The following is a 23,224-nucleotide window of genomic DNA, read 5'->3' as shown; positions in this document are numbered from 1 at the left end:
AGAACGGCAATGAAGGGCACTGTTGGTGAGCTCGGTGAGTTCGGGCTCATCAGGGAGCTCACCTCCCGTCTGACCACCACCCCGGCGGTCCGGGTCGGCCCCGGCGACGACGCCGCCGTGGTGGCCGCACCCGACCGCAGGGTCGTGGCGAGCACGGACATCCTGGTGGAGGGCCGGCACTTCCGGCGGGACTGGTCGACGGCCTACGACGTGGGCCGCAAGGCGGCCGCGCAGAACCTCGCCGACATCGCCGCCATGGGAGCCGTGCCGACCGCGCTGCTGCTCGGGCTGGTCGTCCCGGCCGAACTGCCGGTGACCTGGCCGAGCGAGCTGATGGACGGCCTGCGCGACGAATGCCAGGTGGCGGGCGCCGCCGTGGTCGGCGGCGACGTCGTACGCGGCGACTCGATCATGGTGTCGATCACCGCGCTCGGCGATCTGCGTAACCAGGAGCCGGTGACCCGGGCCGGAGCCCAGCCCGGCGACCGCGTCGCGGTGACCGGCTGGCTGGGCTGGTCGGCCGCCGGGTACGCGGTGCTGTCCCGGGGGTTCCGCTCGCCGCGGGCGTTCGTGGAGGCGCACCGGCGTCCCGAGCCGCCGTACCACGCGGGTCCGGCCGCCGCCGGGCTCGGGGCGACCGCGATGTGCGACGTCAGCGACGGACTGATCGCGGACCTCGGGCACATCGCCGAGGCGAGCAAGGTGCGGATCGACATCCGCTCCGGCGCGATCGACATCCCCTCGCAGATGAACGACATCGGGCAGGCCGTCGGTGTCGACCCCATGCAGTGGGTGCTGACCGGGGGAGAGGACCACGCGATCGTGGCGACGTTCCCGCCGGACGTGAAGCTGCCCGCCCGCTGGAAGGTCATCGGCGAGGTCCTCAACCCCTCGGCGCTGCCCCAGGTGACGGTCGACGGGGCGCCGTGGACCAGCAAGGGCGGCTGGGACCACTTCGGGGACATAGAGTCATGATCCCGGGCGTTCTCACGGTGGCGGGCTCCGACTCCGGCGGAGGCGCGGGGATCCAGGCCGACCTCAAGACGATGCTCGCGCTCGGCGTGCACGGCATGAGCGTCGTGACGGCGGTGACCGCGCAGAACTCCCTCGGCGTGCAAGGGGCTTGGGAACTGCCGGTGGAGGCCGTACGGGCCCAGTACCGCAGTGTCGTCGACGACATCGGCGTCCAGGCGGTCAAGACCGGGATGCTGGCCTCCGCGGAACTGGTGGAGGCGGTCGCCGAGTTGATCGCGGGCACGGACGCCCCGGCGGTCGTCGACCCGGTCGGCGTCTCCAAGCACGGCGACGCCCTGCTCGCCGCCTCCGCGCTGGACTCGGTGCGCTCCAAGCTGCTTCCGGCGGCGACGGTCGCCACGCCGAACCTCGACGAGGTGGCCCAGATCACCGGCGTACAGGTCGAGTCGGAGCGGGAGATGCGCGGGGCCGCGGCGGCCGTCCTGGAGTACGGGCCGCGCTGGGTGCTGATCAAGGGCGGGCACCTGCCCGGGGACGCCGTGGATCTGCTCACCGACGGCTCCGAGGAGCACTGGCTGCGGGCGCCGAGACACGACAACCGCCACACCCACGGCACCGGCTGCACGCTCGCCTCGGCGATCGCCTGCGGGCTCGCGAAGGGGCGGTCCGTGCCGGAGGCGGTGACGGCGGCCAAGGAGTACGTCACGGGGGCCGTCGCGGCCGGGTTCGCGCTCGGCGGTGGGATCGGGCCGGTGGATCACGGCTGGCGCCTGCACGGCGGCGTGTAGCGGCCGGGGTGCGGTGGCACTGCCGTCGCACCCCGGACAGCTCCTACGGGCACGGCAAAGAGCCGGCCCACCAGAGGTGGACCGGCTCTGCAGCGAACCAGCAGTGGCCGCGCGCTAGCTGAGCGTCAGCGCGAGACCTTGCCGGCCTTGATGCACGAGGTGCAAGCGTTCACGCGCTTCGGCGTCCCGCCCACCACGGTACGCACACGCTGGATGTTCGGGTTCCAGCGACGGGGCGTACGGCGGTGCGAGTGCGAGATGTTGTTGCCGAAGCCCGGCCCCTTGCCGCAGACGTCGCAGTTGGCAGCCACGGGTCACTCCAAAGACTTCAGATGCACTTACGGTTGATCCCGGCAGGCCGGGATCAAGATTCTCGGGCTCGGTGCGAGCCGGTCGAAATCTGAGTGGCGTTGCCAGGGGGAAGGCCCGATCAGATCGGGCAACCGGAGCAGCATACAACGGCTGCACCCGTAGAACGAAACTACCATGGCAGCTCAGGGGCCCGGCCCCGCCCTCTTCCGGTCGGGACCGCCCCGGGGTCTACGCTGCGAGCCACGTCCAGCAGCTCAGGGAGGCGTAGTGGCGCAGGTGCCGCAGACATTCTTCGATGCTCTCGCGGTGCGCACCTGGTGCGGTCTCGCGCTCGAGACACTCGGGCGGGCGCGTGAGGAGATCGACGCGATCAACGTCTATCCCGTGGCGGACGGCGACACCGGCACCAATCTGTACCTGACCGTGGAGTCGGCGGTCGCGGCGGTCGAGGCGGTGTTCGCGGGACACGCGACGGGGTCCGCGGCCGTGGTGGGGTCCGAGGCCGTGGTGGGTGCCGGGAGCGCGGTGCGCGCCGGGAGCGTGGGGGAGCCGACGCTCGCCGACGCCGCCCGGGCGATGGCGCACGGCGCCCTCATCGGCGCTCGCGGGAACTCCGGGACGATCCTCGCCCAGCTGCTGCGCGGCATGGCCCAGGTGCTGGCCGGCGACGACACCGCCCGCGCCGACGGCCGGGACCTGCGGCTCGCCCTGCGGCACGCGGCCGACTCCGCCCGCCGGGCCGTCGCCCACCCCGTCGAGGGCACCGTCCTCACGGTCGCCTCGGCCGCCGCCGACGCCGCCGACGGCGCGGAGGGCGACTGCGGGACCGTGGCCAGGGCGGCCTACGACGGAGCCCGCACGGCACTCGCCGCGACCCCGGGCCAGCTGCCGGTCCTGGAACGCGCCGGGGTGGTCGACGCGGGCGGGCGGGGACTGGTCGCGGTGCTCGGGGCGCTGGTCGAGACGTTCACGGGGGAGCGGGCGCGGGAGGGGGCGAGGACGGTGGCGGCGAGCGCGTGCGCCGGGCCCGCCGGGGTCCCCCACGCGCGCGTGCGGCCCATGGAAGGCCCGGTCCCCGTAAAAGGCCCGGTTCCCGTAGAGGGCCGGGCCCCCGTCGACGGCCCCGCCCCGGCCGGCGGCGCCTCCGGGGAGTGCGTCGACAGCGCCGTGGCCTCGCCGCCCGGTCAGGAAGGGCCGGCCTTCGAGGTGATCTACCTCCTGGAGGCCGAGGACGCGGCCGTGGAGCGGCTGCGGGGGCGGCTCGACGCCCTCGGGGACTCCCTCGTCGTGGTCGGCGGGGACGGGCTGTGGAACGTCCACGTCCATGTCGACGACGCGGGCGCCGCCGTCGAGGCCGGTATCGAGGCCGGGCGGCCCCACCGCATCCGCATCACCCACTTCGGCGCCGGTGACGTCCACACCACCGGGGCCGAGCGGCCGCCCCGGGAGCGCGCCCAGCGGGCCGTGGTGGCCGTCGTGCCGGGCGAGGGCCTGGCCGGGCTGTACGCGGAGGCCGGCGCGACGACCGTGCTCGCCCGCCCCGGGGAGCCCCCCGCCAGCGGCGAGCTCGTCCAGGCCGTACGGCGGGCCCACGCGCGCGAGGTCGTACTGCTGCCCAACGACGCCGAGCTGCGCCACACCGCCGCGGCGGCCGCCGAGCAGGTCCGCACGGAGGGTGTCCGGGTGGCGCTGATCCCGACCCGCTCGGCGGTCCAGGGCATAGCGGCGCTCGCCGTGCACGAGCCGGACCGCCGCTTCGACGAGGACGTCGTGTCCATGACCTCGGCCGCCGGGGCCACCCGCTACGCCGAGGTCACCATCGCCGAACGCCAGTCCTGGACGATGGCCGGCATCTGCCAGGCCGGTGACGTCCTGGGCCTGATCGACGGTGACGTGGCGGTGATCGGCTCGGACCTCGCGGTGACCGCCGAGGCCGTCCTGGAACGCATGCTCTCGGCCGGGGGCGAGATGGTCACCCTGGTCCTCGGCGACGACGTCCCCGACAGCGTCGCCGATCACCTGGAGGGCCGGGTCCGCGAGGGGTACCTCGCCGTCGACACGGTCGTGTACCGGGGCGGACGGCAAGGGGCCCTGCTCCTCATCGGCGTGGAGTAGGGCGGGCCTCGCGCTTCTCATCGGTCTGGGCGGGGCGGGCGGCGGAGTGGTGCCCGCTCAGTCCGGCCGCTCCGTGAGCAGCCGGAGCAGCTGTTCCGCCTCCGCCCGGCGGGCCCGCACCGCATCGGCCTCACCGTCCCCGTCGCCCGTCCCCGCGCCGTCGTACCCCTCGTACGCCGCCAGCACCGCACGCGCGCGTGCCACCGCGTCGGCGGGGCGGTCCAGTTCGGCCTCCAGCCGGCCCGCGGCGAGTTCCGCTCCGGTGCGGCTGTGCAGGGCGCCGTCCCCGAGGGACGCGAACACCTCGGCCGCCCGCACCACATGGGCCAGCGCCTCCTCGAACAGGTCCCGGACCGCGGCGTCTTCGTCGTCCTCGACGGCGGAACGGGTCAGCAGGTCGCCGAACTGCCCGTGCGTGTGGCCGAGTTCGGCGACGAACGGCTGTCGGGACTCCTCGTCGGGCGCCGCGTCCCGTGCCGCCTCGCACTCGCGGACCGCTTCCGCCATCAGACCGCGCGCCTCGTCCAGCCCGTCCGCCGCCCGCAGGACCAGCCAGGCGCGGGCGCGCAGGGAGCGGATCAGGCCGTGGGTGTTGCCGAGCGTGCGCCACAGGTCGCCCGCGCGCGCGTAGGCCCGGTCCGCCTCGGCCGCGAGTCCGGCCTGCCCGAGGGACTCCCCGGCCAGGTGGGCGAGGGTCGCGTGGTCGTGCTGCTCGGGCCAGTGCCGGGCGATCTCGGCGGCCTGCAGACGCCGTTCGGCCGCCGCGCGGTGCTCGCCGAGCTCGCTCAGGCAGTCACCGAGCCACCACTGCGTCTGCACGACCGCCCCGTCGCCGTGTGTCTCGGCGGTCAGGTCGGGCAGGGCCGCCTCCAGCACCTCCGCGGCCTCGGCCCACCTGCCCTGCCGCAGCAGGAACCCGCCGAGCTGCTGCCGCGCCCAGGCGCCCAGCGTCGCCGACTCGCCCGCCTCGTCGGCCCAGTGGGCGGCCTCCAGGGCGTGCTCGGCGGCCTCCACGGCGTCGCCCCGGCCGCCCACGACCTCCCCGAGCTGGAGGTGCAGCTGGGCCCGGCCGGGCGCCTCCAGCTGCTGTCCGCCGTGCTCCAGGGCCGCCCGCAGCGCCCGCTCCGCCTCGGTCATGTCACCGAGGTGGTGGGCGAGTGAGGCCAGCCGGGCCTCGTACTCCACCGCGAACCACGGCAGGCCCGCCGCGACGAACGCCGACGCGCCCCGGGCGAACAGCTCCGCGGCCGTCTCCAGCTCACCGGCCAGCCCCGCCAGCTCGCCGAGCATCGCCTGCGCCTCGGCGACCCGCGCGGCCAGCCGCACGTCCTCCCCGGTCCGCCCGTCGACGAGGGCCAGGACCTCCCGTACGGCGGCCTCGGCCTCGGCGAGGACCGTCCCGTCGCCCTCGGCGTCGTGCGCTCTGCGCGTCAGGATCCGCGCCCGGCTCATCACGACGGACGCCGTCTGCCGCAGACCCGTGCCGTCGGCGGCATACAGCGCGAGGACCTCGTCGTAGAGGCCGGTCACCGCGGCGGCGGCGCCGTCCACGTCACCCGCGAGGGCTCGGACGTACGCCCCACGCGCGCGTGCCGCCAGGGCCTCGCCCGGGTCGCCGGCCTCCGCGTAGAGGCCTGCGGCCCGCTCGAAGAGGCCGGCTCCCTCGGGGCCGAGGGCCATCGCCTCGTGGTCGGCCATCTCGGCACGGTCGCGCGGGTCCAGCTCGACGCCTTCAGCGGCCTCGGCGGCCGCCGCCCACGCCTCCACGGCGTTCGGCCGCAGGTGGTCCGACAGCCGCCGTGCCTCGGCCAGCAGCGCGGGCAGATCCGGCTGCCCGGCGCCGTCGACCGCAGCCGCAGCCGCGGTCACGGTCGCGGCCGTGGCCGTGGCCGGAGCGGGCGGGGGAGCCGGCCGTACCGACCGGACCCCGAGCGGCAACCGTTCCACCAGCGGCCGGCGCGCCATACGCGCGCGTGCCCGTTCGCTCACGTGCGCCGTGCCGTTGCGTTCGTCGAAGCGCGCCGCCAGGGCGAGGGCCTCCCCGCGCGCGTGCGCGGCGAGTTCGCGCGCGGTCCACTCCCGTCCGGCCGGCCCCGGCACCCGCCGGTCGCCAAGACCGAGCCCGGTCAGCCGGTCCATCAGCAGCGCCACCACGCTCATGAAGTCCAGCCTGCTGCGCGGCTGACCGTCGTCGGTGAAGTACGCCGGGCGCTCCGCGAGCAGCTCAAGGCCCCGCGCCTCGTTGCCGGTCAGCGCGCAGAACTCCACGTGGTCCGCGTACGCGCCACGCATGCTCTCCATCGCCCGGACCAGCCGGAAGCCCCGCAGATGGCAGGCCCGGGCCTCGTCGAGGCGGCCCAGCCGCACCAACGGCACCAGGGCGGACGCGAGGACCGTGTGCGGCTCGTGGGCGCAGGTGTACTCGCCCTCCAGCACCGGCCGCCACAGCTCCAGCGCCTCGGCGTCCCGCCCCCGCTCCGCCTGCCACCAGCCCTGGCCGTGCAGCTCGCAGGCATGGCAGTCGGCCATGCTGTCCCGGTCGGCGGCCAGCCACGCGGCGTACGCCCGCTCGGCCCGCGCGACGTCCCCGACATGCGCGGCCACACTGTGCTCGGCACTGCGCACGGCCCGCTCTGAGTGCCCGGCGAGCCGGTAGCGGTGCTCCATCTCGCCGAGCCACTTCTCGATCGACGCCAGCGGGATGTGCGGCTGGTCGAGCATGCCGGCCGACACCCACTTGAAGACCCAGTGCAGCGAATGCGTCTCGTACGCGTCGAAGTCCTCGGGCCGCTCGTCCCACATGCGCAGCAGCCGCGCGAAGGGGACGAACATCTTCCCCTTCTCGGAGCTGTAGTTGTAGACCTTCAGCTGGTGCCCGAGCGCCTCGATCACGGCGAGCGGGATGCTGAGCTTCTCGGCCGCGAGCAGCAGTTCCTCCGCGCGTGTGTTGCGGGCCGGGCCCTCCGGCTGCTCGGAGTTCTCCGCCATCGCCTCGCGCAGGGCGTCGAAGTCCGTGATCTCGCTCATGACCGGCCGTCCTCGCTGTGCGTGGCCCACTCCAGCAGGCCGATGAACGCGCGGTTGAGCAGCGCCGAATCCGCCGGCCGCAGCGGCCGCTGCGCCATCAGCAGCGCCTGTCCGTACAGCGACTCCGCCGCCGTGCCGATCAGCTCCGGGTCGGGCAGCGCGCTGATCCGCCGCACGAGCGGGTTGAGATGGTTCAGCACCAGACGCGCGCGGGGGGCGCTGCCGCGCAGGGAGCCGAGGATGCCCGCCCACAGGTCGTCGGCCTGCTCCTCGGCGTCGGCCCGGGCCTGCTCGTGCCGGGCGTCCCGGTCGTCGAGGTGCAGCGCGGGCACGGACAGCGGGTGGAAGGCCCGCAGCACGACGTCACAGCCCAGCGGGTCGAGCCGGGCCCGGGCCGCCGCGAGGAAGCCCGACAGGGCCAGCTCCTCGGCCGGGTCGACCGCGTCCAGATGCGCGGTGACCGTCTCCGCGTCCAGCTCGGCGACGACGGTGCCCGGCCGCACCGACGGCAGCGCCCGCACCAGCTCGCTGTCGTAGGTGTAGCCGCCGTTGATCACGCCGATGCCCTGCGCGGACGCGATCGGCGCGACCTGGCGGTACTCCTCGACGGTCCGCGTGAGGTGCACCACCGGGTGGCGCTGCGCGAACTCCTCCAGGGACAGCCGTCCGTCGGTCGTCTCGAACGGCAGCCACGGCAGCATGACCCGCAGCATCTCCGGGTCGTGCCGGGCCAGCGACTTCACACCCAGGTGGTGCACCGCGAGGAACGCCGCCAGCCGCTCCGGATCACCGGCAGCCAGCCCCGTCAGCCAGGCCCGGATCCGCTCGCCCAGCGCCTCCCGCACCCCGGCCAGCGTCTCGTCCTCGTACAGCGCCTCGCGGGAGGCCGTGGGCCGCAGGGCGTCCGTGTCGAGCACACAGCGCACGAAGAACGCCCAGTCGGGCAGCAGCTGTTCGGCCCGCTCGGTCAGCAGCATGCCCTTCAGATGCACCCGGTGCCCCGCGCGCTGGGCCGGGCTCACCGCTGAGGGCAGTACGTACGCCACCCCGCGGATGCCGGCCAGCGGCACCGACAGGTCGATCGTGTCCAGCGGGGTGAAGCCGAACAGGTCGTGGCAGTGCCGGGCCAGGGCGACACGGCGCGCGGCCGGGCCCGGGTAGGGACGGTCCCAGGGCGCCGGAAGGCCGCTGACCGCCTCGTCACCGACCCGGACGTCGTACGGCAGCAGCGACCCGAACTCCCGGGCCAGCTGGGCGACCCGCCCGGGCGCGAGCCACTCCGCGGCCCCCACCCGGGCCACCAGATGCACGGTGGTGCCCGGTTCGGGCCGCTCGGCGTCCGGCAGCGTCCGCACCGTGTAGGAACCGTCGTCGGACGCCGTCCACTCCACCGGCGGTGCCCCGGGCGTACGGGCACTGCGGCTGACGACCCGGATCCGCTCGGCGACCACGAAACAGGCCAGCAGCCCGATGCCGAACTGCCCCAGGAAATCGGAGCGGGCCTCCTCCAGCCCCTCGGCGCGCTTGGAACTGCGCCCGATCGTGGCGAGCAGACTGTGCACGTCCGCCTCGGTGAGCCCCACGCCGGTGTCCTCGACACGCAGGGCACCGCCCTCGGCGTACAACCGCACCCGGGCAGGAGCGCCGGGCTCGTCCGCGCGTCTGGCCGTAACGGCGTCCACGGCGTTCTGCAGCAGCTCGCGCAGATAGACCTTGGGGCTGGAGTAGAGGTGATGGGAGAGCAGGTCCACCAGACCACGCAGGTCGACCTGGAACGTATGAGGTGACTGGGGCGAAGGGGAGGGCTGGGATGCCGGTGAGGTCTGGGAGTCCATCTTCACGGCGCCGGTGGGGGACTCGCGACGGCGCGGGGTCGGGCGGTCCCGGTGGGGCGGTGACCGCGAAAGAGGGCCGGGAGCGCGTCATCCTAAGGCCCGAACGGGCCGCCTGACCAGGGGTTTCCGGGATCTTTACGGCGAGGTGGCCCCGGCCTGGAAGCCATTGTCAGTGGCGTGGTGTGCAATGGATCTCGTGCCCGCACTGGAAGAACCCCTGCGACAGCCGCTGAAGTCGGTGCTCGGCCCCGCCACCGCGAAGGTGATGGCCGAGCACCTCGGCCTGCTCACCGTCGGCGACCTCCTGCACCACTACCCGCGCAGATACGAGGAGCGCGGCCAGCTCACCCACCTCGCCGACCTCCCCATGGACGAGCACGTCACGGTGGTCGCGCAGGTCGCCGACGCCCGTCTGCACACCTTCGCCTCCGCCAAGGCCCCGCGCGGCAAGGGCCAGCGCCTGGAGGTCACGATCACGGACGGCAGCGGCCGGCTCCAACTGGTCTTCTTCGGCGCCGGCGTCCACAAGCCCCACAAGGAACTCCTGCCGGGCACCCGGGCGATGTTCGCGGGCAAGGTCTCCGTCTTCAACCGCCGTCTGCAACTCGCCCATCCGGCCTACGAGTTGCTGCGCGGTACCGACGACGATCCGGCGGAATCCGTCGAGACCTGGGCGGGCGCCCTGATTCCGATCTACCCCGCCACCGCCAAGCTGGAGTCCTGGAAGATCGGCAAGGCGATCCAGACGGTCCTGCCCACCGCCCAGGAGGCCGTCGACCCGCTCCCGGACAGCCTGCGCGAGGGCCGCGGCCTGGTCCCGCTCCCCGAAGCCCTCCTCAAGATCCACCGTCCGCACACCAAGGCCGACATCGAGGACGCCCGCTCCCGCCTCAAGTGGGACGAGGCCTTCGTCCTCCAGGTCGCCCTGGCCCGCCGACGCCACGCGGACGCCCAACTCCCCGCCGTCCCCCGCAAACCGGCCCCCGACGGCCTCCTCACCGCTTTCGACGCCCGCCTCCCCTTCACTCTCACCGACGGCCAGCGGCGCGTCTCGAAAGAGATCTTCGACGACCTGGCCACCGACCATCCGATGCACCGGCTGTTGCAGGGGGAGGTGGGCAGCGGGAAGACGATGGTGGCGCTGCGCGCCATGCTCGCCGTGGTCGACGCCGGAGGCCAGGCCGCCATGCTCGCGCCCACCGAAGTGCTGGCCCAGCAGCACCACCGCTCGATCGTCGAGATGATGGGCGAGCTGGCCGAGGGCGGCATGCTGGGCGGCGCCGAGCAGGCCACCAAGGTCGTGCTGCTGACCGGCTCCATGGGAGCGGCCGCCCGGCGGCACGCCCTGCTCGACCTCACCACCGGCGAGGCCGGCATCGTCATCGGCACGCACGCGCTGATCGAGGACAAGGTGCAGTTCCACGACCTGGGCCTGGTCGTGGTCGACGAACAGCACCGCTTCGGCGTCGAGCAGCGCGACGCCCTGCGCGGCAAGGGCAAACAGCCGCCCCACCTCCTCGTCATGACGGCCACACCCATCCCGCGCACGGTCGCCATGACCGTCTTCGGCGACCTGGAGACCTCCGTCCTCGACCAGCTCCCGGCCGGCCGCTCACCGATCGCCAGCCATGTGGTCCCGGCCGCCGACAAGCCCCACTTCCTTTCGCGCGCGTGGGAAAGGGTCCGCGAGGAGGTCGAGAACGGACACCAGGCATACGTCGTCTGCCCGCGCATCGGCGACGAGGAGGACGACCCGAAGAAGTCCGGCCGGAAGAAGCCACCGCAGTCCCCGGAGGACGCCGCGGAGAAGCGCCCGCCCCTCGCCGTGCTCGACGTGGCCGATCAGCTCACGAAGGGCCCTCTCCAGGGACTCCGGGTCGAGGTGCTGCACGGCAGGATGCACCCCGACGACAAGGACGCCGTCATGCGCCGCTTCGCCGCCGGCGAGACCCATGTCCTGGTCGCCACCACGGTCATCGAGGTCGGCGTCAACGTGCCCAACGCCACCGCCATGGTGATCATGGACGCCGACCGCTTCGGCGTCTCCCAGCTCCACCAGCTGCGCGGCCGCGTCGGCCGCGGCTCGGCCCCCGGCCTGTGCCTCCTGGTCACCGAGATGCCCGAGGCGAGCCCCGCCCGCCAGCGCCTGGGCGCCGTCGCCTCCACCCTCGACGGCTTCGAACTCTCCCGCATCGACCTGGAGCAGCGCCGCGAGGGCGACGTCCTCGGCCAGGCCCAGTCCGGCGCCAGGACCTCCCTGAAGGTGCTCGCCGTCATCGAGGACGAGGAGATCATCGCGGAGGCGAGGGAGGAGGCGACGGCGGTAGTGGCCGCCGACCCGGAGCTGACTCACCTGCCCGCACTCCGGACGGCGTTGGACGCCCTTTTGGACGAGGAGAGGGAGCAGTACCTGGAAAAGGGGTGAGCGTTACCCACCCAGGGGCGCGGGGAACTGCGCGACCAGCCACACTGAACCTTGATGCGACCCACGACCAAGGACCCGAGATGACCCGCGTGATCGCCGGCACAGCCGGCGGACGTCGACTCGCCGTACCTCCCGGCACCGGCACCCGCCCCACCTCCGACCGCGCACGCGAAGGCCTCTTCTCCACCTGGCAGTCCCTCCTCGGCGGTCCCCTGGACGGCGAACGCGTGCTCGACCTCTACGCCGGCTCGGGCGCAGTGGGCCTGGAGGCCCTGTCCCGCGGCGCGGGCCACACCCTCCTGGTCGAGGCCGACGCCAAAGCCGCCCGCACGGTCCGCGAGAACGTGAAGAACCTCGGCCTCCCCGGCGCCGAAATCAGAGCGGGCAAAGCCGAACAGATCATCCGCACCACGCCCCCCGGCGACCCGTACGACCTCGTCTTCCTCGACCCCCCGTACGCCGTCACGGACGACGATCTTCGGGAGATCCTCCTCACACTCCGCACGGAGGGCTGGCTCGCCGAGGAAGCCCTCGTCACCGTGGAGCGCAGCACCAGAGGCGGTGAATTCCGGTGGCCCGAGGGTTTCGAACCCCTGAGGGCCCGTCGCTACGGCGAGGGAACGTTTTGGTACGGTCGCGCCGCCTCTACGTGCGAAGACGCACGATGACCGGACCGGAGAGCGAGGGATCACAAGTGCGCCGCGCCGTCTGTCCCGGGTCGTTCGACCCGATCACCAACGGACACCTCGACATCATCTCGCGCGCCTCCAGGCTGTACGACGAGGTCTACGTCGCGGTGATGATCAACCAGGCCAAGAAGGGCCTGTTCGAGATCGACGAGCGGATCGACCTGATCCGCCGGGTCACCGCCGAGTACGGCAACGTCCGCGTGGAGGCCTTCCACGGCCTGCTCGTCGACTTCTGCAAGCAGCGCGAGATCCCCGCCATCGTCAAGGGCCTGCGCGCGGTCAGCGACTTCGACTACGAGCTGCAGATGGCCCAGATGAACAACGGCCTCTCGGGCGTGGAGACCCTCTTCATCCCCACCAACCCCACCTACAGCTTCCTGTCGTCCTCCCTGGTCAAGGAGGTCGCGACCTGGGGCGGCGACGTCTCCCACCTGGTCCCGGCCGAGGTCCTCGGCGAGCTCACCGAGCGCCTGAGGAAGGACTGAACCGGCCCCCGGAGCCCTTCCGGGCCCTGACCGCCCGTCACCCGGTGTCCGGCGTGGACCCCATGGCCGTACAGTCGTCCCGTCCGTCTCCAACGCATCTGTAGAGAGTGGCGAGCACACGGTGGACGTGCAGAAGAAGCTCGACGAGATCGTCTCCGCGGTCTCCGGCGCCAGGTCCATGCCCATGTCGGCCTCGTGCGTGGTCAACCGCGCCGAGCTGCTCGCGCTGCTGGAGGAGGTGCGCGCGGCCCTGCCCGACTCCCTCGCCCAGGCGCAGGAGCTGATCGGCGGCCGTGAGCAGCTGGTCGAGCGGGCCCGCCAGGAGGCCCAGCAGATCATCGAGAGCGCGCACGCCGAGCGGGGCTCGCTGATCTCCGGCACCGAGGTCGCCCGCCGCTCCCAGGCCGAGGCCGACCGGATCCTCGCCGAGGCCCGCCAGGAGGCCGAGGAGATCCGCGCCGAGGCCGACGAGTACGTCGACTCCAAGCTCGCCAACTTCGAGGTCGTCCTCACCAAGACCCTGGGCTCCGTCGGCCGCGGCCGCGAGAAGCTCCTGGGCACCGGCCCCGGCACCGACGAGCTGGGATACGACAACCCCGAGGACGACGACGCCCCCGAGCGCAGCCACGACCCGCAGACCCAGCGCCGCAGCGCCGACGAGTACGTCGACGTCAAGCTGGGCGCCTTCGAGGCGGTCCTCGCCAAGACGCTGGAGGCCGTCGGCCGCGGCCGGCAGAAGCTGCACGGCCGGATCGCCACCGACGACCTCGGGTCCCTCGCCGACGACACGGGCACCGTCCAGCACTCCAGCGACGCCGACTACCTCGCCGACCTGGCCGCCCTCGCCGAGCAGGAGCCCGCGGCCGGGCAGCCCGCCGCCCAGCAGCCCGCCGCCCAGCAGGACTACCCGCAGCAGGCGTACGCCCCGACCGCCGGCTACACCCCGGACCCGGTCCAGCAGCAGGATCCGTACGGCGGCTACCCGCAGCAGGCCTACGCGGCCCAGCAGGACCCCTACGGCTACCAGCACGCCGATCCCTACGCGTACCAGGGTTATGACCCCCAGCAGGCGGCCTACGACCCGAACCAGGCCCAGCAGCAGGCGCAGCAACAAGGCCACCACGCCCAGCAGGGGTACGCCCTCGACGAGACCAGCCTCTTCGACACCGGCATGATCAGCGCCGAGCAGCTGCGGGCCTACGAACAGGGTCGCGGCCAGGGCTGAGCACCGGATTGGGCCGACAGCGAAAGGTCCAGTATCCTGGCTCTTCGGTCGCGTGTACGTCCGCGATCACCGCTGCCCGGAACACCGAAGGGCAGCGTCCCCCGAGCTCACCAGATCGAAAGCAGGAATGGCCCTGAACGCCCGCCTCGACCACCGCAACCCCCTCGTGTTCGACACACACGAGCTGGGTCGGCGTCCTGGTGCGCTGCAGCGCCTGACCCGCACGGTCGACGCTCCCAAGGACCTCGGTATCAAGGGAGTCATCGGAGTGCCGGAAGGCGCCCCGGTGGAGCTCGGACTCCGCCTGGAGTCGGTCATGGAAGGGGTGCTCGTCACAGGCACCGCCCGTGCCGCGGCCGAAGGGGAGTGCGTAAGGTGTCTGGAGCCGCTCGAGCAGCAGCTCGAAGCGGAGTTCCAGGAGATGTTCTCGTACCCTGACGCCGACGACCGGGGCCGCGTGATCGCGGAACCGGGCGACGACGCCGAGGACGACGAGGACAGGCTCTTCCTCGAGGACGGCTTGTTCGACCTCGAGCCCGTGCTGCGTGATGCGGTGGTGCTCGCACTGCCGATGCAGCCGGTGTGCCGGGAAGACTGCCCCGGTCTGTGTGCCGAGTGCGGCGCGCGGCTGGCGGACGACCCGGAGCACCACCACGACGCCGTCGACATCCGTTGGGCGGCATTGCAGGGACTCGCCGGCACCATGAAGGACGGCGAGAAGGACGAGATGAGCGGCGCCGAAGCGGAAGCGGGCGTCGACGAGAAGCAGGAGAAGTAGCCGTGGCTGTTCCGAAGCGGAAGATGTCGCGCAGCAACACGCGCCACCGCCGGTCGCAGTGGAAGGCTGCGGTCCCCACCCTGGTTGCGTGCGAGCGCTGCCACGAGCCCAAGCAGCAGCACATCGCGTGCCCGTCTTGCGGCACCTACAACAAGCGCCAGGTCCTCGAGGTCTGAGCGGCTGGTGAGAGGCACTGTGTCCACGCCTAAGAACAAGTCTTCCCGTGCGAGCGGGAGTGCTCCGGCGGACAACCAGGCCTCGTCCCACACGCTTCTGGAAGGGCGGCTCGGCTACAAGCTCGAGTCCGCCCTTCTGGTGCGCGCACTGACCCACCGGTCGTACGCATACGAGAACGGCGGTCTGCCGACCAACGAGCGCCTGGAGTTCCTCGGGGACTCCGTGCTCGGCCTCGTGGTCACGGACACGCTGTACCGCACCCACCCCGACCTCCCAGAAGGCCAGCTGGCCAAGCTGAGGGCGGCGGTGGTCAACTCGCGTGCGCTCGCCGAGGTGGGCCGAGGGCTCGACCTGGGCTCCTTCATCCGGCTCGGCCGGGGCGAAGAGGGCACGGGCGGCCGGGACAAGGCGTCCATCCTCGCCGACACGCTCGAAGCGGTGATCGGCGCGGTCTACCTCGACCAGGGACTGGACTCGGCGGCGGAGCTGGTGCACCGCCTGTTCGACCCCCTGATCGAAAAGTCTTCGAATCTCGGAGCCGGCCTGGACTGGAAGACCAGTCTCCAGGAGCTCACCGCGACCGAGGGGCTCGGAGTTCCCGAGTACCTGGTCACGGAGACCGGCCCCGACCATGAGAAGACCTTCACTGCTGCCGCCCGCGTCGGAGGCGTCTCGTACGGCACCGGCACCGGCCGCAGCAAGAAGGAGGCGGAGCAGCAGGCCGCCGAGTCCGCGTGGCGGTCCATCCGGGCCGCGGCGGACGAGCGTGCCAAGGCGGCGAAGGCCGCCGAGGAGACGCAGACGACAGCTGCTCAGGCCGTCCGGACGGTCGCCGACGGCCCCGCCGACGGCTGACCGCCGCCGCCCCTCACCGGGGGCGGCACGCACAGCGCACCCGAGCGCCCGCCCCTGCCCGGGGCGGGCGCTCGCGTCATCCACAGGTATGTGACGGGGGACCCCATGCCCGAGTTGCCCGAGGTCGAGGTCGTACGGCGCGGTCTCGAACGGTGGGTCGCCCACCGCAGCGTCGCCGAGGCCGAGGTGCTGCACCCGCGCGCGGTGCGCCGCCACCTCGCCGGCGCCGACGACTTCGCGCACCGTCTGAAGGGCCACCGCATCGGCGTGCCCAGCCGCCGCGGCAAGTACCTGTGGCTGCCCCTGGAGGACACGGACCAGTCGATCCTGGCCCACCTCGGCATGAGCGGCCAGCTGCTGGTGCAGCCGCACACCGCCCCCGACGAGAAGCACCTGCGCATCCGCGTCCGCTTCACCGATGCCCTGGACACCGAACTGCGCTTCGTCGACCAGCGCACCTTCGGCGGCCTCTCGCTGCACGAGACCACCCCCGACGGTCTGCCCGACGTCATCGCGCACATCGCCCGGGACCCGCTCGACGAGCTCTTCGACGACGAGGCCTTCCATCGGGCGCTGCGCCGCAAGCGGTCCACGATCAAGCGGGCCCTGCTGGATCAGTCGCTGATCAGCGGCGTCGGCAACATCTATGCGGACGAGGCCCTGTGGCGCGCCCGCATCCACTACGAGCGCCCCACCGCCACGTTCACGCGCCCCCGCACCCTGATGCTGCTGGGCCATGTGCGGGACGTGATGAACGCGGCCCTCTCCGTGGGCGGCACCAGCTTCGACAGCCTGTACGTCAACGTCAACGGCGAGTCGGGCTACTTCGACCGGTCGCTCGACGCGTACGGCCGTGAGGGTCTGCCCTGCCGGCGCTGTGGCACGCCCATGCGGCGGCGCCCATGGATGAACCGGTCGAGCTACTACTGCCCGAAGTGCCAGCGGCCGCCGCGGATCACGCCCTAGCGGAGTCGTACCGCTCGCGCGCGGCCAGGACCTCGTCCATGCTGCCCTCCACGAAGTGGATCAGGGCGAGCAGCCGTTCGGCCACCTGGCGTCCCAGCGGGGTCAGTTCGTAGTCCACCCGGGGCGGGTTGGTCGGCTGGGCCTCGCGGTGCACGAGGCCGTCGCGCTCCAGGGAGTGCAGCGTCTGGGAGAGCATCTTCTCGCTCACCCCGTCGACCCGGCGGCGCAGCTCGTTGAAGCGCAGCGAGCCCTCGTGCAGGGCGCCGAGCGTGAGGCCGCCCCAGCGGCCCATGACGTGCTCCAGCGTGCCGCGCGACGGACAGGCCTTGGCGAACACGTTGTACGGAAGGTCGTCGAGCCCTTCCGTGCGCTCCGGGGTGGTGGTCATGCTCCCAGCCTACGCCAGGACAGCGCTAACCAACAGGTTGCGCTAACTACGGGTTAGTGCATGGCTGCCGAGCTCAGCGCGGCCGGGGCAGCCTCAGTAGCCGAAGTTCTGCGTCCACCACGGGCCGCCGGAGCCGAGCTCCACGCCCACGCCCAGCGTCTTGAAGTCGCAGTTCAAGATGTTGGCGCGGTGGCCGGGGCTGTTCATCCAGGCGTTCATCACGGCCGCGGCGTCGGCCTGGCCGCGGGCGATGTTCTCGCCGCCGAGGTTGGATATCCCGGCCTTCTCGGCCCGGTCCCAGGGGGTACGGCCGTCCGGGTCGGTGTGGTCGAAGAAGCCCCGCGCGGCCATGTCCTCGCTGTAGCTCTGGGCCAGCCCCCGCAGCGCGCTGTTGGCGGCGACCGGGCTGCACCCCACCTTCGCCCGCTCCTCGTTGACGAGGCTGAGGACCTCGGCCGCGGCGGCGGACTCGCCGGACAGGGCGGCGGAGGCGCTGGGCTTCTGGGGTGCCTTCGAGGCCGGACGGGAGGGCGTGCTGTCCGGCTTCTCGCTCGGAGTGGCCGCCGGCGTCTTCTTCTCCGGGGTCTTCTCCTGCGTCTTCTCCGGCTTCTCGGGCGTCTTCGTCGGCGCGGCCGAGGACTTCGAGGCGGACGGCGACGGCGAACCGGAGCGCTCGGTGTCCCGGCTGGTCGGCGCCTCGCCGCGGTTCTCGGCGCTGCCGGAGGTGCCGCCCTGCTCGACCGGGGTGTTCGTCGGCGTGTTCCCGGCCTGGACCTTGTCGGCCCCGCCGCCACCGCCGAGCTTGTAGTTGTCGAGGCCGGGCACGGCGCCGGTGGCGACCGCGACCGTGCCGAGCGCGACGGCGGCGGAGACACCGAGCAGTCCGGTCCGCACCGGCCGGGCGGTCTTCTTGCGACGGCGGTGCGAACCGGCACGCCGGACGCCGCCGTCCGGCGTGAAGCCGTCGCTCCCGAACCCGTCGCCACCGAATCCACCGCCGCCGAATCCGCCGCTCCCGAACCCGTCGCTCGCGAAGACGGCCGTGTCGTCGTAGCGGTCACCCGCGGCGGAGGCCTCGTCCCCGAACAGGTAGGCCTCGCTCTTCGCGTAGGTGCCGGCGTACGCCTCCGGGTTCAGATAGGGCGCGATGCCCATCGTCGGGGCGTCGTCCCCGGTCGGGTGCAGCGGATCGCGGCCCTCCGCGAAGCCGTCGGTGTGGGTGATTCCCGTGGCGCGGCCCGTGGCGGCGCGTCCGGCGTCCGAGCGTCGGTGGCGTCCCATGTCCTGGCCTTCCTCGTCCTGGCGGTCGACTCGTCCTCGAGATCAACACCAAACTCACTCGATCGTGTGAGTTTCATATGAGATTCGTTGAGGGGGGACGGTACCGCATGGCGCAAGTGGAGGACGTGCCCGGAGAGACATTGGGCGGTTAGGTTGCAGTCATGAGCGAGGATGTGCGATTGGTCGCCTGGGTGCGCGGACGCGTCCAGGGCGTGGGATTCCGCTGGTTCACGCGGGCCAAGGCGCTGGAGATCGGCGGCTTGAGTGGCTTTGCTCTCAATTTGGGCGACGGTCGGGTGCAAGTGGTCGCCGAGGGCGGGCGCGAGGGCTGCGAGGGGCTGTTGGAGTGGCTCCACGGCGACGACACGCCCGGACGCGTGGACGGTGTCACCGAGATCTGGGACACACCTCGCGGCGGCTACGACGGCTTCGCCATTCGCTGATCACTCCCGCCGGACGGCCCCCGGGGCCACCCGCGGACAGGCCCCAGGAGGCCGTCCCGAACGGAAACTCGCTGGTGATTGCCAGAACCGCTTGCCTTGGCCCGCTCCACACGCAAGGATGATCGCCACGCCCCGAGGGCCCCGCAGAAGCCGCGGTACGGCCGTTCCAGGCCGCGCGCGCCCGGGCCGCCCCCCAATACGGGGCGTGATCGTGTTGACCGTCAAACTTTTTGGTGAGACGCTGAAAGCCCCGCGCACCTTAGCTGTTTGGCATGGCTGAACGGCAGCACAACTCCAGGCCCTGCCAAGACCGCGGGTGCGAATCCCTCACGACCCACACCGCAGCGGTCGGTCACGCATTGTGGAGGACCATCCATCATGGCAAAGGCGCTTCTCGGTTACGTCGGCGGCTCCGACCCGCGACTCCTCGCCGAGATGCGACGGCTCCAGCAGCGCGTCCAGGACCTGGAATCCGAACTCGGACGAATCCAGGCGGAGAACGAAGCGCTGACGGCTGCCGCTTCTCACGACAGGATCATGGAGAGCGTTGACGCACACCAGGCGGAGCCTGCGCTCACCTGATCACTGCACCGCTCCACAACAGCACAGCAGTGGTTGGGCCGCCCGTCACAACCGCCTAGTTGTCAGAAGTGCAAGGGACGCCCTGTCGGCGTCCCTTCTTTCTTGCCCCCGCATCCTTTCACCGTCTTTAACGTCTGATGTGCCCTGCGCGTTCAACGGCGAAACCGTGGGTTCATGGAGTGAGACCAACCCGGGCGGTAGAGTCCGGCGGCGTGCACCTCAAGGCCCTGACCCTCCGCGGGTTCAAGTCGTTCGCCTCGGCGACCACCCTCCGGTTCGAGCCGGGGATCACGTGCGTCGTCGGACCGAACGGCTCGGGCAAGTCCAACGTCGTCGACGCCCTCAGCTGGGTCATGGGCGAGCAGGGTGCCAAATCCCTGCGCGGCGGAAAGATGGAGGACGTCATCTTCGCCGGCACCACCGGCCGCCCCCCGCTGGGCCGCGCCGAGGTGTCCCTGACCATCGACAACTCCGACGGGGCCCTGCCCATCGAGTACGCCGAGGTCACCATCACGCGGATCATGTTCCGCAACGGCGGCAGCGAGTACCAGATCAACGGCGACACCTGCCGCCTCCTGGACATCCAGGAACTCCTCTCCGACTCCGGCATCGGCCGCGAGATGCACGTGATCGTCGGGCAGGGCCAGCTCGACTCCGTGCTGCACGCCGATCCCATGGGCCGCCGTGCCTTCATCGAGGAGGCCGCCGGCGTCCTCAAGCACCGCAAGCGCAAGGAGAAGGCGCTGCGCAAGCTGGACGCGATGCAGGCCAACCTCGCGCGCGTGCAGGACCTCACCGACGAGCTCCGACGGCAGCTCAAGCCCCTCGGCCGCCAGGCCGCCGTCGCCCGCCGGGCCGCCGTCATCCAGGCCGACCTGCGCGACGCCCGTCTGCGCCTGCTGGCCGACGACCTCGTACGGCTGCGGGAGGCCCTCAAGGCCGAGGTCGCCGACGAGGCCGCGCTGAAGGAGCGCAAGGAGTCCGCCGAACAGGACCTGCGCAAGGCACAGCAGCGCGAGGCCCTCCTGGAGGACGAGGTCCGCCGGCTCACCCCGCGGCTCCAGCGAGCCCAGCAGACCTGGTACGAGCTCTCCCAGCTCGCCGAACGGGTACGCGGCACGATCTCGCTCGCCGACGCCCGCGTGAAGAGCGCCACCTCCGCGCCCCCTGAGGAGCGGCGCGGCCGCGACCCCGAGGACATGGAGCGCGAGGCCGCCCGCATCCGCGAGCAGGAAGCCGAGCTGGAGGCCGCCCTGGAAGCGGCCGAACGCGCCCTGGAGGACACCGTCGCCCACCGCGCCGAGCTGGAACGCGCGCTCGTCCAGGAGGAACGGCGTCTGAAGGACGCCGCCCGGGCCATCGCCGACCGGCGCGAGGGCCTGGCCCGGCTCAGCGGACAGGTCAACGCCGCCCGCTCCCGCGCGGCCTCGGCCCAGGCCGAGATCGAACGCCTGGCCGCCGCCCGCGACGAGGCGCAGGAACGGGCCGTGGCTGCCCAGGAGGAGTACGAGGCCCTCCAGGCCGAGGTCGACGGCCTCGACGCCGGCGACGCCGACCTCGCCGAACAGTACGAGTCGGCCAAGCAGCGCCTCACCGACGCCGAAGCCGCTCTCACCGCCGCCCGCGAGACCGCCACGGCGGCGGAGCGCAAGCGCGCCGCCACCCAGGCCCGGCACGAGGCCCTGGCCCTCGGCCTGCGCCGCAAGGACGGCACCGGAATACTGCTCGCGGCCAAGGACCGCCTCTCCGGCCTGCTCGGCCCGGCGGCGGAACTGCTGACGGTGACCCCGGGCCACGAGGTCGCGGTCGCCGCGGCTTTCGGAGCGGCAGCGGACGCGGTCGCGGTGACCAGCCCGTCGTCGGCCGCCGACGCGATCAGGCTCCTGCGCAAACAGGACGGAGGCAGGGCCACCCTGCTCCTGGCGGGAGAAGAACCCCTCAGGGGCGCGGGGAACGGCGCGACCAGCCACAACGGCCCTGCGGACGCCCACCACACCTACGCCGCAGACCTGGTACGCGGCCCCTCCGACCTCATGCCGGCTGTCCGACGGCTGCTGCACGGCATCGTCGTCGTCAGCACCCTGGAGGACGCCGAAGACCTCGTCTACTCCCACCCCCACTTCACCGCGGTCACCGCCGAAGGCGACCTCCTCGGCGCCCATTTCGCCCACGGCGGCTCCGCCGGCGCACCCAGCCTCCTGGAAGTTCAGGCCTCGGTCGACGAGGCCGCGGCCGAGCTGGAGGAGCTGGCCGTCCGCTGCGAGGCACTCAGTGAGACGCAGTACGCGGCGGTCGAGCGACGCAATGAGTGTGCCGCCCTGGTCGAGGAGCTGGGGGAGCGGCGCCGGTCCGCCGACCGGGAGAAGTCGGCCGTCGCCCAGCAGCTCGGCCGTCTCGCCGGACAGGCGCGGGGCGCCGCGGGGGAGGCCGAGCGGTCCGCAGCCGCCGCGGCCCGGGCGCAGGAGGCCCTCGACCGGGCGCTCGAAGAGGTCGAGGAACTCGCCGAGCGGCTCGCCGTCGCCGAGGAGATGCCGATCGAGGAGGAGCCCGACACCGCCGCCCGGGACCGGCTCGCCGCCGACGGTGCCAACGCCCGCCAGACCGAGATGGAGGCCCGCCTTCAGGCCCGTACGCACGAGGAACGGGTCAAGGCACTGGCCGGTCGGGCCGATTCGCTGGACCGGGCCGCCCGTGCCGAACGCGAGGCACGCGCGCGTGCCGAACAGCGGCGGGCCCGGCTGCGGCACGAGGCGGCCGTCGCCGAGGCCGTCGGTGCGGGCGCGCGGCAGCTGCTCGCGCACGTCGAGGTCTCCCTGGCCCGTGCCGACGAGGAGCGCGCCGCCGCCGAGGCCGCGAAAGCCCACCGGGAGCAGGAACTCGCCCGCGCCCGCACCGAAGGGCGCGATCTCAAGGCCGAGCTCGACAAGTTGACGGATTCGGTCCACCGTGGCGAGGTACTCGGCGCCGAGAAGCGGCTGCGCATCGAGCAGCTGGAGACCAAGGCGCTGGAGGAGCTGGGTGTCGAGCCGGCCGGGCTGGTGGCGGAGTACGGACCGCACCAGCTCGTGCCGCCCTCGCCCCCCGCCGAGGGTGAGGAGCTGCCGGAGGACCCGGAGCACCCGCGCAACCGGCCCCGGCCGTATCTCCGGGGCGAGCAGGAGAAGCGCCTCAAGGCCGCCGAGCGTGCCTACCAGCAGCTCGGCAAGGTGAACCCGCTCGCCCTTGAGGAGTTCGCGGCGCTGGAGGAACGCCACCAGTTCCTCAGCGAGCAGCTGGAAGACCTCAAGAAGACGCGGGCGGACCTCCTCCAGGTGGTGAAGGAGGTCGACGAGCGCGTCGAGCAGGTCTTCACCGAGGCGTTCCGCGACACGGCCCGGGAGTTCGAGGGCGTCTTCAGCCGGCTGTTCCCCGGCGGCGAGGGGCGGTTGATCCTGACCGACCCCGACAACATGCTCACCACGGGCGTGGACGTCGAGGCCCGGCCGCCGGGCAAGAAGGTCAAGCGACTGTCGCTGCTCTCGGGCGGCGAGCGGTCGCTGACCGCGGTGGCGATGCTGGTGTCGATCTTTAAGGCGCGGCCCAGTCCGTTCTATGTCATGGACGAGGTCGAGGCCGCCCTCGACGACACCAACCTCCAGCGGCTGATCCGGATCATGCAGGAGCTGCAGGAAGCCTCCCAGCTGATCGTGATCACCCACCAGAAGCGCACGATGGAGGTCGCCGACGCGCTCTACGGCGTCTCCATGCAGGGCGACGGTGTGTCGAAGGTCATCAGCCAGCGCCTCCGCTAGATAGGTGTGCTCTACACCGGTCTCACCTGCGGCTCTTCAAGACTTCAATACTTGAACACATACCCGCCACACTCCTGCCTCAGATCT

The 23,224-nt window shown here is 72.4% G+C and carries 19 protein-coding genes; 14 read left to right on the top strand and 5 right to left on the bottom strand.

Annotated elements, in window-relative coordinates; translation table 11 throughout:
• The first annotated feature begins 9 nt into the window (after window positions 1-9).
• Both ACFZDE_RS26910 and thiD read left to right on the top strand, forming a co-directional pair.
• Window positions 10-975, top strand: coding sequence for a thiamine-phosphate kinase (locus ACFZDE_RS26910; RefSeq protein WP_391003966.1), 966 nt, complete (start codon window positions 10-12; stop codon window positions 973-975).
• A complete protein-coding gene (gene thiD, locus ACFZDE_RS26905) occupies window positions 972-1,763 on the top strand; it encodes a bifunctional hydroxymethylpyrimidine kinase/phosphomethylpyrimidine kinase (protein WP_391003964.1) in 792 nt (263 codons plus the stop codon). The genes ACFZDE_RS26910 and thiD overlap by 4 nt, the downstream gene beginning before the upstream one ends.
• 125 nt (window positions 1,764-1,888) lie before the next feature.
• On the opposite strand, the gene rpmB is transcribed toward thiD, so the two are convergent.
• On the bottom strand, window positions 1,889-2,074 hold the full coding sequence (gene rpmB / locus ACFZDE_RS26900; RefSeq protein WP_004924906.1) for a 50S ribosomal protein L28: 186 nt from the start codon (window positions 2,072-2,074) through the stop codon (window positions 1,889-1,891).
• 268 nt (window positions 2,075-2,342) lie between these two features.
• Here rpmB and ACFZDE_RS26895 point away from each other — a divergent pair, with 268 nt between their 5' ends.
• Window positions 2,343-4,190, top strand: coding sequence for a DAK2 domain-containing protein (locus ACFZDE_RS26895; protein WP_391204028.1), 1,848 nt, complete (start codon window positions 2,343-2,345; stop codon window positions 4,188-4,190).
• A gap of 57 nt (window positions 4,191-4,247) precedes the next feature.
• Here the strand turns inward: ACFZDE_RS26895 and ACFZDE_RS26890 are convergent, their stop codons facing one another.
• Together ACFZDE_RS26890 and ACFZDE_RS26885 are read right to left on the bottom strand one after the other, a co-directional pair.
• On the bottom strand, window positions 4,248-7,217 hold the full coding sequence (locus ACFZDE_RS26890) for a tetratricopeptide repeat protein (RefSeq protein WP_391204025.1): 2,970 nt from the start codon (window positions 7,215-7,217) through the stop codon (window positions 4,248-4,250).
• The gene (locus ACFZDE_RS26885; protein ID WP_391204021.1) at window positions 7,214-9,052 is read right to left on the bottom strand and encodes an HSP90 family protein; all 1,839 of its coding nucleotides are present in this window, start codon (window positions 9,050-9,052) and stop codon (window positions 7,214-7,216) included. Before ACFZDE_RS26885 ends, ACFZDE_RS26890 begins: the two co-directional genes overlap by 4 nt.
• A gap of 187 nt (window positions 9,053-9,239) precedes the next feature.
• Between ACFZDE_RS26885 and recG the strand changes: the two genes are divergently transcribed.
• The 8 genes from recG (at window position 9,240) to mutM (ending at window position 16,652) form a co-directional block, all read left to right on the top strand.
• The gene (recG, locus tag ACFZDE_RS26880; RefSeq protein WP_391204018.1) at window positions 9,240-11,477 is read left to right on the top strand and encodes an ATP-dependent DNA helicase RecG; all 2,238 of its coding nucleotides are present in this window, start codon (window positions 9,240-9,242) and stop codon (window positions 11,475-11,477) included.
• 80 nt (window positions 11,478-11,557) lie between these two features.
• A complete protein-coding gene (gene rsmD / locus ACFZDE_RS26875; RefSeq protein WP_391204016.1) occupies window positions 11,558-12,145 on the top strand; it encodes a 16S rRNA (guanine(966)-N(2))-methyltransferase RsmD in 588 nt (195 codons plus the stop codon).
• A gap of 26 nt (window positions 12,146-12,171) precedes the next feature.
• The gene (gene coaD / locus ACFZDE_RS26870) at window positions 12,172-12,651 is read left to right on the top strand and encodes a pantetheine-phosphate adenylyltransferase (protein WP_391004268.1); all 480 of its coding nucleotides are present in this window, start codon (window positions 12,172-12,174) and stop codon (window positions 12,649-12,651) included.
• A 121-nt stretch (window positions 12,652-12,772) separates the two neighbouring features.
• A complete protein-coding gene (locus tag ACFZDE_RS26865) occupies window positions 12,773-13,876 on the top strand; it encodes a cell division initiation protein (protein ID WP_391204013.1) in 1,104 nt (367 codons plus the stop codon).
• A gap of 127 nt (window positions 13,877-14,003) precedes the next feature.
• Window positions 14,004-14,654 (top strand): YceD family protein, encoded by a 651-nt coding sequence (locus tag ACFZDE_RS26860; protein WP_391003950.1) that lies wholly within the window; start codon window positions 14,004-14,006, stop codon window positions 14,652-14,654.
• 2 nt (window positions 14,655-14,656) lie between these two features.
• On the top strand, window positions 14,657-14,830 hold the full coding sequence (gene rpmF / locus ACFZDE_RS26855) for a 50S ribosomal protein L32 (RefSeq protein ID WP_003951102.1): 174 nt from the start codon (window positions 14,657-14,659) through the stop codon (window positions 14,828-14,830).
• 7 nt (window positions 14,831-14,837) lie between these two features.
• A complete protein-coding gene (rnc, locus tag ACFZDE_RS26850; RefSeq protein WP_391204009.1) occupies window positions 14,838-15,686 on the top strand; it encodes a ribonuclease III in 849 nt (282 codons plus the stop codon).
• Between the two features lie 105 nt (window positions 15,687-15,791).
• A complete protein-coding gene (gene mutM, locus ACFZDE_RS26845; RefSeq protein WP_391204006.1) occupies window positions 15,792-16,652 on the top strand; it encodes a bifunctional DNA-formamidopyrimidine glycosylase/DNA-(apurinic or apyrimidinic site) lyase in 861 nt (286 codons plus the stop codon).
• On the opposite strand, the gene ACFZDE_RS26840 is transcribed toward mutM, so the two are convergent.
• Both ACFZDE_RS26840 and ACFZDE_RS26835 read right to left on the bottom strand, forming a co-directional pair.
• The gene (locus tag ACFZDE_RS26840) at window positions 16,642-17,040 is read right to left on the bottom strand and encodes a winged helix-turn-helix transcriptional regulator (RefSeq protein ID WP_391204003.1); all 399 of its coding nucleotides are present in this window, start codon (window positions 17,038-17,040) and stop codon (window positions 16,642-16,644) included. The genes mutM and ACFZDE_RS26840 overlap by 11 nt on opposite strands.
• A gap of 93 nt (window positions 17,041-17,133) precedes the next feature.
• Entirely contained in the window at window positions 17,134-18,321 is a 1,188-nt protein-coding gene (locus tag ACFZDE_RS26835; RefSeq protein ID WP_391204000.1) for a CAP domain-containing protein, read from the bottom strand.
• A 161-nt stretch (window positions 18,322-18,482) separates the two neighbouring features.
• Here ACFZDE_RS26835 and ACFZDE_RS26830 point away from each other — a divergent pair, with 161 nt between their 5' ends.
• The 3 genes from ACFZDE_RS26830 (at window position 18,483) to smc (ending at window position 23,137) form a co-directional block, all read left to right on the top strand.
• Window positions 18,483-18,764 (top strand): acylphosphatase, encoded by a 282-nt coding sequence (locus tag ACFZDE_RS26830; protein WP_190902770.1) that lies wholly within the window; start codon window positions 18,483-18,485, stop codon window positions 18,762-18,764.
• Window positions 18,765-19,142: 378 nt separating this feature from the next.
• Window positions 19,143-19,346, top strand: coding sequence for a hypothetical protein (locus ACFZDE_RS26825; RefSeq protein WP_030852030.1), 204 nt, complete (start codon window positions 19,143-19,145; stop codon window positions 19,344-19,346).
• A gap of 212 nt (window positions 19,347-19,558) precedes the next feature.
• On the top strand, window positions 19,559-23,137 hold the full coding sequence (gene smc / locus ACFZDE_RS26820; protein ID WP_391203997.1) for a chromosome segregation protein SMC: 3,579 nt from the start codon (window positions 19,559-19,561) through the stop codon (window positions 23,135-23,137).
• Window positions 23,138-23,224: the final 87 nt, after the last annotated feature.

The sequence above is a fragment of the Streptomyces sp. NPDC007929 genome (assembly GCF_042959065.1).
GTDB lineage: Bacteria > Actinomycetota > Actinomycetes > Streptomycetales > Streptomycetaceae > Streptomyces.
This window is presented reverse-complemented; position numbering and strand designations above follow the sequence as displayed.